Source organism: Trinickia dinghuensis, from assembly GCF_003367175.1.
GTDB classification, from domain to species: Bacteria; Pseudomonadota; Gammaproteobacteria; order Burkholderiales; family Burkholderiaceae; genus Trinickia; species Trinickia dinghuensis.
In genome coordinates this window covers 139,666-154,150 of record NZ_QRGA01000019.1, presented here as the reverse complement: position 1 = coordinate 154,150, position 14,485 = coordinate 139,666, and the positions used below count along the sequence as shown (strand labels likewise).

Below are 14,485 nucleotides of genomic sequence, written 5' to 3'. Positions count from 1 at the left end.
CTCGGCGAACGAGCGAGCAAAGGGCCCGGGTTTTCTTCAGGAGCAGCATCGTGTGGATCAAACGAGAGCAGCGCATCATATTGAGCGGCGACGACATCGCCCCTAGCGAAATCACGCCGCGCGCGGTGTTCGAGAACCGTAGGCGCCTATTGCAGGCGGCGGGCGCGGCGGGACTGGCCGTGGCCGGCGGCGCGCTCGGACTCAGTCGCTCCGCCTTCGGCGCGTATTCGTCGCCCGACCCCAAAGCGCAAAGGCTCGCGGCGGTGACCAATGCGAAATTCGTCGTTCCCGACAAGGTCACGCCGTATCAGGACATCACGACGTACAACAATTTCTACGAGTTCGGCACGGGCAAGAGCGATCCCTCCGAAAACGCGCACACACTGCGGCCGCGCCCGTGGCGCGTCAGCGTCGAAGGGGAAATCAAGAACCCCAAGGTTTATGACATCGACGAACTGCTTAAACTCGCGCCGCTCGAGGAGCGCGTGTATCGGCACCGCTGTGTCGAGGGCTGGTCGATCGTGGTTCCGTGGATCGGGTATTCGCTCGCTGAATTGATCAAGCGCGCGCAACCGACGGGCAACGCGAAATACGTTCAGTTCATCACGCTCGCCGATCCTTCGCAGATGCCGGGTATTTCCGATCCGATCCTCGATTGGCCGTATTCCGAAGGCCTGCGCATGGACGAAGCGATGAATCCGCTTACGCTGCTGACCGTCGGCCTGTACGGGCAGGTGCTGCCGAATCAGAACGGTGCCCCGATTCGGGTCGTCGTACCTTGGAAGTACGGGTTCAAAAGCGCGAAATCGCTCGTCAAGATTCGCTTCGTCGAAAAGCAGCCGCCGACGAGTTGGAACACCGAGGCGCCCAATGAGTACGGGTTCTATTCGAACGTGAATCCGAACGTCGACCATCCGCGCTGGAGCCAAGCCACCGAGCGCCGGATCGGCGAGGACGGCTTCTTCAAGCCGAAGCGCAAAACGCTGATGTTCAACGGGTACGGCAATCTCGTGGCGTCGATGTATCAGGGCATGGACCTGCGCAAAAACTTCTGAATCGAAAGGACCGCCGCATGTCTCTCGATACTCAAACGATGACGCGCGCCGATGCGCGCAATGGCCGGGTCGCCCCTGCTGGACGCGCGGAGCGAGGGGCCGGTGCCGCCCGCCGCGCAAGCGGTGCGGACCGCTGGATCGCGCCGGCCAAGGTGGGCGTTTTCATCGCCGCCTTGTATCCGCTCGCCCGCCTCGTGTTCTTCGGATTGACCGATCGCCTGGGCGCGAACCCGATCGAGTTCATCACGCGCTCAACGGGGCTTTGGACGCTCGTGTTTCTTTGCATCACGCTGGCGGTCACGCCGCTGCGCCGGATGACCGGCGTGAATGGGCTGCTGCGGTTTCGGCGGATGCTTGGCCTGTACGCGTTCTTCTACGCGGCGCTGCACTTTACGACCTACATCTGGTTCGACAAGTGGTTCGATCTCGCCGAGATCCTGAAGGACATCGGCAAGCGCCCGTTCATCACGGTCGGCTTCGCCGCGTTCGTCTTGTTGATTCCGCTGGCGGCCACCTCCCCGCGTGCGGCCGCGCGCAAGCTAGGCCGGCGCTGGAAGACGCTGCATAGCGCGATCTACGCGATTGCCGCGCTCGCGATCTTGCATTTCTGGTGGATGAAGGCCGGCAAGCACGACCTCGTTTTGCCGAAGATCTACGGTGCGATCGTCGTTGCCCTGCTGGGCTGGCGGCTGCTTGCTTGGGCGCGCGCGAAGTTCGCGGCGCGCCCGCGGGTTTGATCGCCGTTAGGCGGGATTAAGCCGGCAGGATCGATTCGCCGGCGAAGAGTTCGGACACCGTCTCGCGTGCACGCACGACATGGACGTCGCTGCCGTCGACCATGACTTCGGCTGCGCGCGGGCGCGTGTTGTAGTTCGAACTCATGACGAATCCATACGCACCCGCCGAGCGAATCGCCAGCAAGTCGCCGGGTTCGACGGCGAGCGAGCGGTCGCGGCCGAGCCAGTCGCCGCTTTCGCAGACGGGGCCGACGATGTCGTAGACATGCGGCGTATCCTGGCGCGGCGCGACCGCCTCGATCGTGTGATAGGCCTGGTACATGGCGGGCCGGGCGAGATCGTTCATCGCGGCGTCGACGATCGCGAAGTTCTTCTCGGCACCCGGCTTCAGGAATTCGATTTGCGTGAGCAGGATGCCGGCGTTGCCGGTGATCGACCGGCCCGGCTCGAAGAACACTTCGCGATGGCCATGACCGCGCGCTTCGATGCGTTCGAGCAGCGTGCGCACGAACAGGCCCGTGTCGGGCGGCGTCTCGTCGGCGTAGGTAATGCCGAGGCCGCCGCCTACGTCGATATGGTGGATCCGCGAGCCATCGGCTTCGATCTGTTCGACGAGGTCGAGCACCTTGTCGAGCGCGTCGAGGTAGGGCGCGATTTCGGTGATCTGCGAACCGATGTGGCAGTCGATCCCGACCACCTCGAGATGCTCGAGCGCCGCCGCCGCGCGGTAAGTGGCCCGCGCTTCGTCGAACGCGACGCCGAACTTGTTCGCCTTGAGCCCAGTCGAGATATAGGGGTGCGTTTTCGGATCGACGTCGGGATTCACGCGCAGCGAGGTCGGCGCTTTTTTGCCGAGTTCGCGCGCGACGGCGTTCAGACGATCGAGTTCGGGGATCGATTCGACGTTGAAGCACTTCACGCCGACCTCGAGCGCCTGGCGCATTTCCGCCGCGCTTTTGCCGACGCCCGAAAACACGATGTCTTTCGCTTGGCCGCCCGCGGCCAGCACGCGCGCCAACTCGCCGCCCGAGACGATGTCGAAGCCCGCGCCTAGGCGGGCGAACACATTGAGGACGGCCAGGTTGCTGTTGGCTTTGACGGCGACGTGCACGCTTGCCCGGTGTCCCGCGCACGCATGCGCGTAGGCTTGATACGCTTCGGTCAACGCCGCGCGCGAGTAGACGTAGAGCGGGGTGCCGAAACGTTCGGCGAGCGTGACGGCGCTGACGCCTTCGGCGTGCAGCACGCCGTCGACATAGGCGAAGGCGGAGTGAGACATGCGGAAGTCCTGCGTTATTTATTGATTGGGTGCGGGGCTCGAAGCCGGGGCCGGTGCGGCTTTGGGGGCGTTCGACGGTGCGCCGAGCGAAGCGGCGGGCGCCAGCGTCAACGGCGCATTCGCACCGGTGCCGGACGCGGCCTGCGCGTTCGATGCCGGTGGCTCGGTCTGAAGAACGGGCTTCGCAGGCAGCGGAGGAACCGTCGGCAGGTAAAGCGGCCCACGTTGACCGCAACCGGTCAGCGCCGCGCTTGTCGCAACGGCCAAAGCCGCTACAATCGCGCTCATCCTGAAAACGACTCGCATGACTGTCTCTAATGAGCTGTAAAGCAGTGAGTTTAACCGGCGGAGTTTAGCATGACCGATAGCGACTACCTTTCCCGCGCCGAAGCCGCGCTTTCGTATATCGAGGAAGCCATCGACGACAACGACGCCGACATCGAACTCGAGCGCAGCGGCAATGTGCTGACGCTCGAATTCGAGAACGGATCGAAGATCATCGTGAATCTGCAGCCCCCGATGGAAGAGATCTGGATCGCGGCGAAGGCCGGCGGTTTTCACTTCAAATTCGTCGACGGCCGATGGCTCGACACGCGCAATGGCCGCGAGTTCTTCGAGTCGCTCTCCGATTACGCCTCGCAGCAGGCCGGCGAGCCGGTGACGTTCTCGGCCTGATCGACGATATCGACCGCCGGGACCATGCCTAGCCCCGGCAACAACGAGTCGAAATACAGGTCGCCGCCGATCGTGACGACATCCGGCGGAATCCGCATCCAGTATTCGGGCAGGCCTTTTAACGCCTGCCGCCTCCGCGCCCCTTCACCGCTTCACATCGGCGTTGGCCGTTCAGCCGAATTCCCCCACGGCGGCGCGATGCAGACAATTTCCCGCAAGTAAGCCGTCTCGGCCGCTCATGTCGACGGCCCGGCTGCCCGCGAGGAATTGCCATGCCGATGAAAAACACACCGCCGTCCGCTACGTGCCGCTTCGCGGCCGGCATCGACGCCAGTCCGCACGAGGTGCGACTCGTCATCGTCAGTCGCGATCGCCGGGAACGGCGTCCTGTCGGCGTCGAATGGATCGGGATCGCGCCGCTTGCGGCCGGCGCCGTGTCCGGAGCGCATTTCGTCGATCGCGCGGCCGTGGCCGCCGCGCTCGCCTCGCTCTGTGCGCGGCGGCCACGCCGGCGCGCCATGCGTGCCATGCCGTGGGCGATGGCGATACCGGGTGGTGCGCCCGGGGGCGAGACGATCGAGAGCAATCGACACCTGGAGGCGCGCGTCGAGGTGGCCGCTGCCGCCGGCATCGCGCTCGCCGCCGTCGACAACGAGCCGCAGGCCGCGTTGCGCGCGCTCGTTCACGCCGCCGGGCGCGCGTCGCGGCCATGCTGCCGGTTCGCCGCCGTATGGGCAGGCTACGACGGTGTTCATGGCTGGCGTGTCGCCGAGGGGGCGGTGCGCTCGAGCTTTCGCTTTCCCGGGGGCGAGCACGCCGATCTCGAATCGGCGCTCAGGATTTTGGCGGGCGGCGAACGGCTCGATCGGGCGTTCGTGGGCGGCGATCTCGGCTTGCTCGAGCACGTCGGGCTGGCATTGGCCGACATCGGCGAATGCCTTGCCTGCAGTGTCGCTCCGTTCGAGCGCGCGTCGTTTCGCACAGGCCGTGCCGTGCTGGGGCTGCATGCCGATTGGAGGCGTACGGCGGCGTTTGCCGTCGCCTTCGGCTTGGCGCTGCGCGGGGTGTCCGAATGAGCACGATCGTCGCGATCGAGGCGGGATGTCCATACGAAGGCGCATCGGATGCACTCCCGGGTTTCGAATCGCCGCCGCCGGGCTATAACCCGGCGCTCCGGCGGCACCGGCGCACTTTGATCGACTGCGCGGCGGCGGCGATCGTCGGAACGTTGACGGCGATCTGTTGCGCGGCGGCGGCGCCTGGCGACGGCCGCATGGACGCGCGGCGGGTGCTGCTGGAGCGCAAGCTCGCGCAATTGTCGCCTTCGCTCGCGGAGCTCTCGCGTCTGGAGCGGTTGGGCGAAGGCAGTCGAGCGAAGGCGGCAGCGGCGGCGGCACGCGCGCGGCCGTACGTCGAGTTGCGCTCGCTGCTGGAGACGTTGAGTCGCGACGCCCATGCGGGTGTGGCCGTCGACCGTCTACGGCAAACCGTCGAAGGATTCGAGCTGCAGATTCATGCCGCCGATAGCGCCGCGGCCGCGTCGTGGATGGGGCGGCTGACACGCGCACCCGGAGGGGAGGGCGCTCAGATCGACGACCTGCGGCTTGCCGCCGTGCAGATCGACGGGCAAGCGGGCCGGGCGGTGGAGGCGCGGGTGCGGCTGCCCTCGCGCGCCGTGGTGAGCGCGCCGGCGGCACGGCCTACCGGCTCGGGCGGCGAGGCGCGAGACGGCAGGGACGAACGATGAACGGCGCTTTCCTTCGGCGCGCTCTGCGGGGGATGCGCCGGGTTTTCGGGCGTGCGGCGGTGAGTCGGCGATTCGCTCGCTCCATTCGCTTGCGGCGCTCCCCCGCGCAAAGGTGGAACGCGACGCGGCGTTTGATGGTTTGTACGGCGATCGCATCGGCGGCGTTCGCGCTGGTGACCTATGCCTGGCGGGTGATCGATGCCGGCGATCGAGCGGCGCGCGAGGCGGCGATCGACGCGTTGGAGCGTCGCTTGCGCGAGAGCCGGGACAAGCTGGCCCGATTGCCGCGCTTGCGGGAGGCTGCGCGTTTGCAGCCGGCGCAGCCGGGCGCCGCGATTCGCCCGGCGGGCGGCGATTGGCGTGCCGTGGCCGATCTCGCTTCGCGCGCCGGCGTGACGTTGCGCTCGCTCGCACCCGCGTCGGCGGCCGCGGCGTCGCGCGTGCGGGGTCGTGTCCACGCCGCACGTGCGTTGCGCGTCGACGGGCAGGCCGATTTCTCGGGCCTTTATGCGTTCTTGAGCGGACTGTCGACGTTGCCGATGCTCGTCGTGCCCCAGGCGGTCGATATCCAGCGCGACAAGGGGACGCTCGTGTTCGGTGCGACGCTCGATGTGTTCGATTTGCCGCCCGCGCAGGCCGAGCCCGCGATCCATGCGCCGGCGCAAGCGGGCGGGGACATAGCGGACCCGTTCGGGGGCGGCGGAGCGCAGTCCCAGCTTGATGCGGCGGTGGGCCGCCTAGTGGGCGTCGTGCACGACAGCCGGCGCGCGCTTGCCCTGTTCGAGGCGGCGAGCGGGCCGCGGTCAGTCGTAGCCGCGCCGGGGCAAATGCTGGGCGCGGACCGGCTGGTCGGTATCGACGCCGCGGGCGTGACGCTCGTGAGCCGAGCGGGAACTCGCCGAGTTCCGCTGTCGGAGGGCGGCCGATGAGCCCGCTTACCCGAGGAGGATGTTCCGGCGTCCGTTTGGTTGCGTGGTTCGCCACAGCTATGCCGACGGCCTTCGCCTTCGCGTCCGCGGGGGCACTGGCGGACACCGCTCCGCTGCCGCCGTTGCCGCCCGCCCTGCTCGCAGGCGGCGCAGGGGAACCGCCTGCCTCGCCATGGCCGAGTGTCGGTGAACCGCCGCTCGATGCCGACCCAATGCCGGACGAATCCGATGACGCCCGTGTCGCGACGGGCGTCGCCGAACCGTCCGCTGGCCGCTCGGGCGCAGCGCGCCCCGGTGCCGCCGGCGAACCGAGTTCGTCCGCCGGCGACGCGTCGGGCTCGGCGGCTGCGCTGGAGGGGCCGCCGGTCCCGCTCGCGCCCGCGCTACGGATGAGCGGGACCGCCACGGACGGCGCGACGGCCGAGGACGCGGCCGCCGCCGCAGCCGGCAACGATGATGACGATGACACGCCGATCACGATGCGCTTCAAGCATGCGGATCTCGCGGACGTACTCGATGCCTTTTCCCGGTTCACGGGGCTGAACATCGTGGCGAGCGAACGGGTGCGCGGACGCGTCTCGCTCAGCCTGACCGATGTGCCGTGGCGCACTGCGTTCGATACGCTGCTCGATGCCCAGGGGCTGGCCATGTCCAGGCGCGGCAATGTCGTGTGGGTCGCCCCGCTGGCCGAACTGGCGGCGCGCGAGCGGCAACGGTTCGAGACCCATGCCCGCGCCGCCGATCTCGAGCCTCTGGCCAGCCGGACTTTCTCGCTGAGCTACCCGCGCGCCGACGAGGTCCAGCGGCTCCTGACGGCGCCGGGCTCGCAGCGTGTGCTCTCCAAGCGCGGCGCGGCGATGGCGGATGTCCGCACGAACCTGCTGTTCGTGACCGATCTGAGGGCGCGTCTCGAGCAGGTCGCCGAACTGATCGACACCATCGACAAGCCGAATCGCCAGGTGCTGATCGAAGCGCGTATCGTCGAGGGCGAGCACGGGTTTTCGCGCGAGCTGGGGGCGCGCTTGTCGATGCGCTCGATCGGCGGCGACGCGTCCGGTGCCGGTACGGCGGCAAGAGGGCTGGCGGGCGGCGAGCAGGGCCGGATCCACGACCTTTCGGCCCGCGCGATCGCCGGCTTCGAGGCGGCCACGGCCGGGCTCACGTTGTTCGCGGCGGGGGCGACGCGCCTCGTGACCGTCGAACTGTCGGCGCTCGAGGCGCAAGGGCGGGGGCGGATCGTCTCGAGCCCGCGTGTCGTCACGGCCGATCGGACGAAAGCGCTCGTCGAACAAGGGACCGAACTGCCTTACCAGGCCAAGATTCGCAATGGGGTGTCGGGCGTGCAGTTTCGGCGCGCGAGCCTGAAGCTGGAGGTCGAGCCGCGCATCACGCCGCGCGGGCGCGTCATTCTCGACCTCGACATCTCGAAAGACAGCGTCGGCAAGCCGACCTCGGGCGGCCCCGCGATCGACACGAAACATGTGCGGACGCGCGTGGAGGTGGAGGACGGCGGGACGGTGTCGATCGGCGGCATTTACGAGAGCCAGGATCGCAACGATGTGACGCGCGTACCGGTGTTGGGCAAAATACCGTTGCTGGGGGCGCTTTTTCGCCACCGGGCGGTGCGCGAGCAGCGCAGCGAACTGGTCGTTTTCATCACGCCGAGGATCGTCCCGATCGATTGAAGATCACGCTTGGCAAGGCCGAGCGCTCCGGGCGCTAACAGCTCCGGGCGCTACACTCGACAAGGCGGCGGCTTTGCCAGTAAGCTGCGCCACGAACCATAGCAGATTGAACAGAGGATACGTTGCAAGAGCGGGGCGCCAACACCAACATTTTTTTCGTGGGGCTCATGGGGGCGGGAAAGACCACCGTGGGCCGCGCCGTGGCGCGCCGGCTCGGCCGGCCGTTCTTCGACAGCGACCATGAAATCGAGGCGCGTACGGGCGCCCGCATCCCCGTCATCTTCGAACTCGAGGGCGAGCCGGGGTTTCGCGAGCGCGAAGCGCAGGTCATCGCCGAACTGACTGCCCGCGAAGCGCTCGTGCTCGCGACGGGCGGCGGAGCGGTATTGCGTCCGGAAAATCGGGCGGCCCTGCACGATCGCGGGCTCGTCATTTATCTTCGAGCGAATCCGCACGATCTTTGGCTGCGCACCCGCAAGGACAAAAATCGCCCGCTGCTGCAAACGGAAGATCCGAAGGCCAAGCTCGAGGCCCTGTACAGCGAGCGCGATCCGCTCTATCGCGAGTGCGCGCATTTCATCGTCGAAACCGGGCGGCCTTCGGTCAATGGGCTCGTGAACATGGTGCTCATGCAGCTCGAACTGGCCGGCATTACCAAACAGACACAGTCATGATTACTGTCAACGTCGATCTCGGCGAACGCTCCTATCCGATCCGCATCGATGCCGGCTTGATCGGCCGCACCGATTTGTTCGCGCCGCACATTGCCGGCGCTTCGATCACGATCGTCACGAACGAAACCGTCGAGCCGCTCTACGGCGACGCGCTGCGCGCGACGCTCGCCCCGCTCGGCAAGCAAGTCTCGACCGTCGTGCTGCCCGACGGCGAGGCATTCAAGAATTGGGAAACGCTGAACCGCATCTTCGATGCGCTGCTCGGCGCGAAGGCCGATCGCAAGACGACGCTGATCGCATTGGGTGGAGGCGTGATCGGCGACATGACGGGGTTCGCCGCCGCTTGCTATATGCGCGGCGTTCCGTTCATCCAAGTACCCACGACGCTGCTGTCGCAAGTCGATTCGTCCGTGGGCGGCAAGACGGGCATCAACCATCCGCTCGGCAAGAACATGATCGGCGCGTTCCACCAGCCGCAGGCCGTCATCGCCGATATCGGCACGCTGCGCACGCTGCCCGAGCGGGAGCTCGCGGCCGGCATCGCCGAAATCGTCAAGACGGCCGCGATCGCCGATGCCGCGTTCTTCGAGTGGCTCGAACAGAACATCGACGCGCTGAACGGCCGCGATCCGGCGGCGCTCGCGTATGCGGTCAAGCGTTCCTGCGAAGTGAAGGCGTCGGTCGTGGCCGCCGACGAGCGCGAGGGCGGCCTGCGCGCCATTCTCAACTTCGGGCATACGTTCGGCCATGCGATCGAGGCCGGGCTCGGCTACGGCGAATGGCTGCACGGAGAAGCCGTCGGGTGCGGCATGGTGATGGCCGCCGACCTGTCGGTTCGCCTCGGCCATCTGGACGAAACGGTGCGGCGGCGGCTCGTTTCGCTCATCGCCGCGTCCCGGTTGCCGACGCGCGCGCCCGCGCTCGGCGATTCCCGCTATATCGAACTCATGAAGGTCGACAAGAAGACCGAGGCGGGCACGATCAAATTCATCTTGCTCAAGCAATTGGGCGAGACGCTGATTACCGATGTTCCGGAGCAGGCATTGCGAGCGACGCTCGCCGCGTGCCTCTGACCTAAACGCTGCTCGCGCGCCGCGCGGCGACGATGCGGGAGGAAACGATGAGCGAGCGGGCTGACCCAACGCAGGTGAAGGCGACGAGCGAATCGGCAGGCGGCGACGCACATGCGGCGCACATCGCCCCGCCCACGCTCGCCGCGCTCGAAGCCCATCTCGCGCCCTACGCCGCGCATTCGAGCCTATCGCGCGGCCGCCGATTTCCCGAAGCGCCGCCGTCGGCGCGTACCGAATTCCAACGCGACCGCGATCGCATCGTCCACTCCACGGCGTTTCGGCGCCTCGAATACAAGACGCAGGTTTTCGTCAATCACGAAGGCGACCTGTTTCGCACGCGGCTCACGCATAGTTTGGAGGTCGCGCAGATCGCCCGCTCGGTGGCGCGCAATCTGCGCGTGAACGAAGATCTCGTCGAAGCGATTTCGCTCGCGCACGATCTCGGGCACACGCCGTTCGGCCATGCCGGGCAGGATGCGCTGAACGAATGCATGCGCGAGCACGGCGGCTTCGAACACAACCTGCAAAGCTTGGCCGTGGTCGATGAACTCGAGGAGCACTATGGCGGCTTCAACGGCCTGAACCTGTGCTTCGAGACGCGCGAAGGCATCTTGAAGCATTGCTCGCGCGAAAACGCGTTGCGGCTCGGCGATCTCGGCGAGCGTTTCTTGTCCGGCAAGCGCCCGTCGCTCGAAGCGCAAATCGCGAACATCGCCGACGAAATCGCCTACAACAATCACGACGTCGACGACGGCTTGCGCTCGGGCTTGCTGACCATCGAGCAGCTTGGAGAGGTCGAGCTCTGGCGAACGCATTACGAGCAAGCCAAGCGCGAGCATACTCAGCTCGACGGCCGCCGGATGATTCACGAGACGGTGCGCCGGATGATCAACACGCTCATCGTCGACCTCATCGAGACGACGCGGCAAAACCTCATCGCACACGCGCCCGGCTCGCTCGACGCGGTGCGTTCGGCGCCGCCCATCGTCGCGCATAGCGGCGCCGTCGCGGCCCAAGCGGCGGAATTGAAGCGCTTCCTGTTCAAGAACCTCTATCGGCATTACCGCGTCATGCGGATGGCGAGCAAGGCGCGGCGAGTCATTTGCGGTTTGTTCGACGCCTTCAGCGAGGATCCGCGCCTGCTGCCGCCGGCCTATCTGGCGGAGGACGACGCCGCGCAGCCGCGCCTCATCGCGCACTACATCGCCGGCATGACCGATCGTTACGCGCTGAAAGAATACCAACGTCTATTTGTCATTAACGATAACTAGAATCCTGCCCTAGTTGGATGAAAACGTTTACATGCCCATAATTTGGGCGATGCGACACCATCTTGATACGGGTTTACCTTAGGAGACTAGATGATGAAGGGCTACAAGACGCTCGTTCGTTCGCTCGCGCTCGGAGGCGCGCTGCTCTTCGGCGCGAGCCAAATGGCATGCGCCGCGACGGAGATTCAGTTCTGGCATGCGATGGAAGCCGCGCTCGGCGAGCATTTGAACGACATCGCCAACGATTTCAACAAATCGCAGAGCGACTACAAGATCGTCCCCGTCTTCAAGGGCAGCTACGATCAGACGCTGGCGGCCGGTATCGCGGCTTATCGCAGCGGCAATGCGCCGGCGATCCTGCAAGTCTACGAAGTGGGCACGGCCACGATGATCGCGGCGAAAAAGGCGGTCATCCCCGTGACCGACGTCTTCAAGCAAGCGGGCGTGCCGCTCGATCAGAAGGCTTTCGTGCCGACGATCGCGAGCTACTACAGCGACTCGAAAACGGGCGACCTCGCAGCGATGCCGTTCAACAGTTCGACTCCCGTTCTCTATTACAACAAGGACGCCTTCAAGAAGGCCGGGTTGAACCCGAACGATCCGCCGAAGACGTGGGAAGAAGTGCGGGCCGATGCGAAGAAGCTGAAGGCCTCGGGCATGTCCTGCGGCTTTACGACGGGCTGGCAAGGCTGGATTCAGCTGGAAAACTACAGCGCCTGGCATGGCCTGCCGTTCGCAACGGAGAACAACGGCTTCGACGGCCTCGATGCGAAGCTCGAATTCAACGGGCCGCAGCAAATCGCCCATATCCAGTTCCTGCAGGATATGGTCAAGGAAGGCACGTTCACCTACGTCGGCCGCAAGGACGAACCGGTCTCGAAGTTCTATAGCGGCGACTGCGGCATCCTCACGAACTCGTCGGGTTCGTTGGCCAACATCCGCAAATACGCGAAGTTCGATTTCGGCACGGGCATGATGCCGTACGACGCGAACGTGAAGGGCGCACCGCAGAACGCGATTATCGGCGGCGCGAGCCTGTGGGTGCTCGCGGGCAAGGATCCGAACGTCTACAAGGGCGTCGCGAAGTTCCTCGCCTATCTCACTTCGCCGGCCGTGGCGGCCAAGTGGCACGAGGACACGGGCTACTTGCCCGTGACGACGGCCGCTTACGATCTTGCGCGCAGCCAAGGCTTCTATGCGAAGAACCCCGGCGCCGATACGGCGATCAAGCAAATGCTGAACAAGCCGCCGCTGCCGTGGACGAAGGGCCTGCGTCTGGGCAACATGCCGCAGATCCGCACCGTGGTCGATGAAGAACTCGAGCAAGTGTGGGCGCAGAAGAAGACGCCGAAGGCGGCGCTCGATTCCGCCGTCGACCGTGGCAACGATCTGTTGCGGCGCTTCCAGCAACAGGCGGCGCAGTGATGCGCTAGCGCGGGTAAGCTCCGGCGCGCCGGCTGTGCCGGTGCATCGGCGCTCGCCCGCGTGCGTCGCGTTGCTCGAACGTCCACTTCGATCCGGCGCGCCGCCGTCGTTCGCCGCTTCGCCGCTCGCTTTCCGCGGGCCGGTGAACCGGCGAACGAGAACGACGATGCGCCCCCCGACCGGTTGATCACTCATGTACGAACGTTCCCGTTTTGCCGCGAGCCCGTTGCCTTACCTGCTGATCGCGCCGCAAATGGCCATCACCGGGCTGTTCTTTCTCTGGCCCGCCGGCGTCGCGCTTTGGCAATCGACGCAAACGCAGGATGCGTTCGGCACGTCGAGCGAGTTCGTCGGGCTCTCGAATTTCAAGCAGATTTTTGCCGATCCGCTTTACCTCGATTCGTTCAAGACGACACTGATCTTCAGCGGGCTCGTGACCGTGTGCGGCCTCGTGATATCGCTGCTGCTCGCGGCCTGTGCCGACCGCGTCACGCGGGGGGCGAAGGTGTATCGCACGCTGCTGATTTGGCCGTACGCGGTGGCACCGGCCATTGCCGCCGTGCTGTGGGCGTTTCTGTTCAACCCGAGCATCGGGATCGTCACCTTCGCATTGGCCAAGGGCGGCATCGTCTGGAACCATGCGCTCAACGGGGCGCAGGCGATGACGCTCGTGGTGATCGCGTCGATCTGGAAGCAGGTCAGCTACAACTTCCTGTTCTTCTACGCCGGACTGCAGGCCATTCCCCGCTCGCTGATCGAAGCCGCGGCGATCGACGGCGCGGGGCCCGTCCGGCGCTTCTTCGGCATCGCGCTGCCGCTGCTCTCGCCGACCACCTTCTTCTTGTTCGTCGTCAACGTCGTCTATGCCTTCTTCGACACGTTCCCCGTGATCGACGCGGCAACGGGCGGCGGCCCCGCGCAAGCCACGAAGACGCTGATCTACAAGATTTTCGCCGAAGGCTTCCAAGGGCTCGACATCGGCAGCTCGGGCGCCCAATCGGTCGTGCTGATGGCGATCGTCGTCGGGTTAACGGTCATCCAGTTCCGTTTCGTCGAACGCAGGGTCCAATACTCATGATCGAAAATCGCAAGGGCTTCGATCTCTTCTGCCACGTCGTTTTGATCGTCGGCGTGGTGCTCGTGGCATTTCCCGTCTACGTCGCGTTTTGCGCGGCGACGATGAGCGAGCACGAGGTCTTCACGGTGCCGCTGTCGCTGATCCCCAGCACGCATCTGATCGAAAACGTCGTCAACGTCTGGTCGCATGGTTCCGGCAACGCGGCGAGTCCGTTCGGCCGCATGCTGCTGAACAGCCTCGTGATGGCGCTGGCGATCGCGATCGGCAAGATCGCCGTCTCGATCATTTCGGCGTATGCGATCGTGTTCTTCCGCTTCCCGTTTCGCAACACGGCGTTTTGGCTGATCTTCGTCACGCTGATGCTGCCGGTGGAGGTGCGGATCTTCCCGACCGTGCAGGTGGTTTCGACGATGCACCTCACGAACTCGTATGCTGGATTGACGCTCCCGCTCATCGCCTCGGCGACGGCGACGTTCTTGTTTCGGCAGTTCTTCCTCACGCTGCCCGACGAGCTGATGGATGCCGCGCGCATCGACGGCGCGAGCCCGCTGCGCTTCTTCTGGGACGTCGTGCTGCCGCTGTCGAAGACGAGCATCGCGGCGCTGTTCGTCATTACGTTCATCTATGGCTGGAATCAGTATCTCTGGCCGATTCTGATCACGAGCCGGCCATCGCTGACGACGGCCGTCGTCGGCATCAAAGGCATGATCGCAAGCGGAGACACGGCAACGGAGTGGCATCTCGTGATGGCCGCGACGCTGCTGACGATGTTGCCGCCGCTCGTCGTCGTCGTCGCCATGCAGCGCTGGTTCGTGCGCGGCTTGGTCGACACGGAAAAATAATCCAAGGGGATCGTT

General features: G+C 65.6%; 15 protein-coding genes. 13 read left to right on the top strand and 2 right to left on the bottom strand.

From position 1 onward, the window contains the following. Positions 1-50 precede the first annotated feature (50 nt). Together msrP and msrQ are read left to right on the top strand one after the other, a co-directional pair. The gene (msrP, locus tag DWV00_RS28695; RefSeq protein WP_115537007.1) at positions 51-1,055 is read left to right on the top strand and encodes a protein-methionine-sulfoxide reductase catalytic subunit MsrP; all 1,005 of its coding nucleotides are present in this window, start codon (positions 51-53) and stop codon (positions 1,053-1,055) included. A gap of 17 nt (positions 1,056-1,072) precedes the next feature. Further along, complete coding sequence (gene msrQ, locus DWV00_RS28690) at positions 1,073-1,792, top strand: protein-methionine-sulfoxide reductase heme-binding subunit MsrQ (protein ID WP_181885618.1); 720 nt, start codon at positions 1,073-1,075, stop codon at positions 1,790-1,792. Positions 1,793-1,808: 16 nt separating this feature from the next. On the opposite strand, the gene lysA is transcribed toward msrQ, so the two are convergent. Beyond that, a complete protein-coding gene (lysA, locus tag DWV00_RS28685; protein ID WP_115537006.1) occupies positions 1,809-3,071 on the bottom strand; it encodes a diaminopimelate decarboxylase in 1,263 nt (420 codons plus the stop codon). An 18-nt stretch (positions 3,072-3,089) separates the two neighbouring features. Further along, positions 3,090-3,377, bottom strand: a complete 288-nt coding sequence (gene lptM, locus DWV00_RS28680) for an LPS translocon maturation chaperone LptM (protein ID WP_115537005.1) — start codon at positions 3,375-3,377, stop codon at positions 3,090-3,092. A 51-nt stretch (positions 3,378-3,428) separates the two neighbouring features. On the opposite strand from lptM, the gene cyaY reads away from it, so the two are divergent. From cyaY to ugpE, 11 genes are all read left to right on the top strand, one after another. Continuing rightward, the gene (cyaY, locus tag DWV00_RS28675; RefSeq protein WP_115537004.1) at positions 3,429-3,746 is read left to right on the top strand and encodes an iron donor protein CyaY; all 318 of its coding nucleotides are present in this window, start codon (positions 3,429-3,431) and stop codon (positions 3,744-3,746) included. A gap of 272 nt (positions 3,747-4,018) precedes the next feature. Further along, complete coding sequence (locus tag DWV00_RS28670) at positions 4,019-4,822, top strand: pilus assembly protein PilM (RefSeq protein WP_115537003.1); 804 nt, start codon at positions 4,019-4,021, stop codon at positions 4,820-4,822. Continuing rightward, entirely contained in the window at positions 4,819-5,493 is a 675-nt protein-coding gene (locus DWV00_RS28665; RefSeq protein WP_115537002.1) for a hypothetical protein, read from the top strand. The genes DWV00_RS28670 and DWV00_RS28665 overlap by 4 nt, the downstream gene beginning before the upstream one ends. A 134-nt stretch (positions 5,494-5,627) precedes the next feature. Next, positions 5,628-6,422: a hypothetical protein gene (locus tag DWV00_RS28660; protein ID WP_115537001.1), complete on the top strand. Its 795-nt coding sequence runs from the start codon at positions 5,628-5,630 to the stop codon at positions 6,420-6,422. Between the two features lie 59 nt (positions 6,423-6,481). Next, positions 6,482-8,107, top strand: coding sequence for a type IV pilus secretin PilQ (locus DWV00_RS28655; protein ID WP_181885617.1), 1,626 nt, complete (start codon positions 6,482-6,484; stop codon positions 8,105-8,107). A 167-nt stretch (positions 8,108-8,274) separates the two neighbouring features. After that, positions 8,275-8,781: a shikimate kinase gene (locus DWV00_RS28650; RefSeq protein WP_220274744.1), complete on the top strand. Its 507-nt coding sequence runs from the start codon at positions 8,275-8,277 to the stop codon at positions 8,779-8,781. Further along, positions 8,778-9,854 carry a 3-dehydroquinate synthase gene (gene aroB / locus DWV00_RS28645; protein WP_115536998.1) on the top strand — a complete coding sequence of 359 codons (1,077 nt, stop codon included), beginning with the start codon at positions 8,778-8,780 and terminating at the stop codon, positions 9,852-9,854. The genes DWV00_RS28650 and aroB overlap by 4 nt, the downstream gene beginning before the upstream one ends. A 47-nt stretch (positions 9,855-9,901) precedes the next feature. After that, entirely contained in the window at positions 9,902-11,125 is a 1,224-nt protein-coding gene (locus DWV00_RS28640) for a deoxyguanosinetriphosphate triphosphohydrolase (protein ID WP_115537043.1), read from the top strand. Positions 11,126-11,215: 90 nt separating this feature from the next. Continuing rightward, entirely contained in the window at positions 11,216-12,550 is a 1,335-nt protein-coding gene (gene ugpB, locus DWV00_RS28635) for a sn-glycerol-3-phosphate ABC transporter substrate-binding protein UgpB (protein ID WP_425452851.1), read from the top strand. A gap of 193 nt (positions 12,551-12,743) precedes the next feature. Continuing rightward, positions 12,744-13,628 carry a sn-glycerol-3-phosphate ABC transporter permease UgpA gene (gene ugpA / locus DWV00_RS28630; protein ID WP_115536997.1) on the top strand — a complete coding sequence of 295 codons (885 nt, stop codon included), beginning with the start codon at positions 12,744-12,746 and terminating at the stop codon, positions 13,626-13,628. Then, on the top strand, positions 13,625-14,470 hold the full coding sequence (gene ugpE / locus DWV00_RS28625) for a sn-glycerol-3-phosphate ABC transporter permease UgpE (protein ID WP_115536996.1): 846 nt from the start codon (positions 13,625-13,627) through the stop codon (positions 14,468-14,470). Before ugpA ends, ugpE begins: the two co-directional genes overlap by 4 nt. The last annotated feature ends 15 nt before the right edge of the window (positions 14,471-14,485 follow it).

Bases quoted from the DNA above. Each gene is read 5' to 3' on its own strand.
- DWV00_RS28665 (WP_115537002.1), top strand. From the start codon at position 4,819: ATGAGCACGATCGTCGCGATCGAGGCGGGATGTCCATACGAAGGCGCA.
- lysA (WP_115537006.1), bottom strand. From the start codon at position 3,071: ATGTCTCACTCCGCCTTCGCCTATGTCGACGGCGTGCTGCACGCCGAA.
- lptM (WP_115537005.1), bottom strand. From the start codon at position 3,377: ATGCGAGTCGTTTTCAGGATGAGCGCGATTGTAGCGGCTTTGGCCGTT.
- msrQ (WP_181885618.1), top strand. From the start codon at position 1,073: ATGTCTCTCGATACTCAAACGATGACGCGCGCCGATGCGCGCAATGGC.
- ugpE (WP_115536996.1), top strand. From the start codon at position 13,625: ATGATCGAAAATCGCAAGGGCTTCGATCTCTTCTGCCACGTCGTTTTG.
- ugpA (WP_115536997.1), top strand. From the start codon at position 12,744: ATGTACGAACGTTCCCGTTTTGCCGCGAGCCCGTTGCCTTACCTGCTG.
- DWV00_RS28650 (WP_220274744.1), top strand. From the start codon at position 8,275: ATGGGGGCGGGAAAGACCACCGTGGGCCGCGCCGTGGCGCGCCGGCTC.
- cyaY (WP_115537004.1), top strand. From the start codon at position 3,429: ATGACCGATAGCGACTACCTTTCCCGCGCCGAAGCCGCGCTTTCGTAT.
- DWV00_RS28640 (WP_115537043.1), top strand. From the start codon at position 9,902: ATGAGCGAGCGGGCTGACCCAACGCAGGTGAAGGCGACGAGCGAATCG.
- DWV00_RS28660 (WP_115537001.1), top strand. From the start codon at position 5,628: ATGGTTTGTACGGCGATCGCATCGGCGGCGTTCGCGCTGGTGACCTAT.
- ugpB (WP_425452851.1), top strand. From the start codon at position 11,216: ATGATGAAGGGCTACAAGACGCTCGTTCGTTCGCTCGCGCTCGGAGGC.
- aroB (WP_115536998.1), top strand. From the start codon at position 8,778: ATGATTACTGTCAACGTCGATCTCGGCGAACGCTCCTATCCGATCCGC.
- DWV00_RS28655 (WP_181885617.1), top strand. From the start codon at position 6,482: ATGCCGACGGCCTTCGCCTTCGCGTCCGCGGGGGCACTGGCGGACACC.
- DWV00_RS28670 (WP_115537003.1), top strand. From the start codon at position 4,019: ATGCCGATGAAAAACACACCGCCGTCCGCTACGTGCCGCTTCGCGGCC.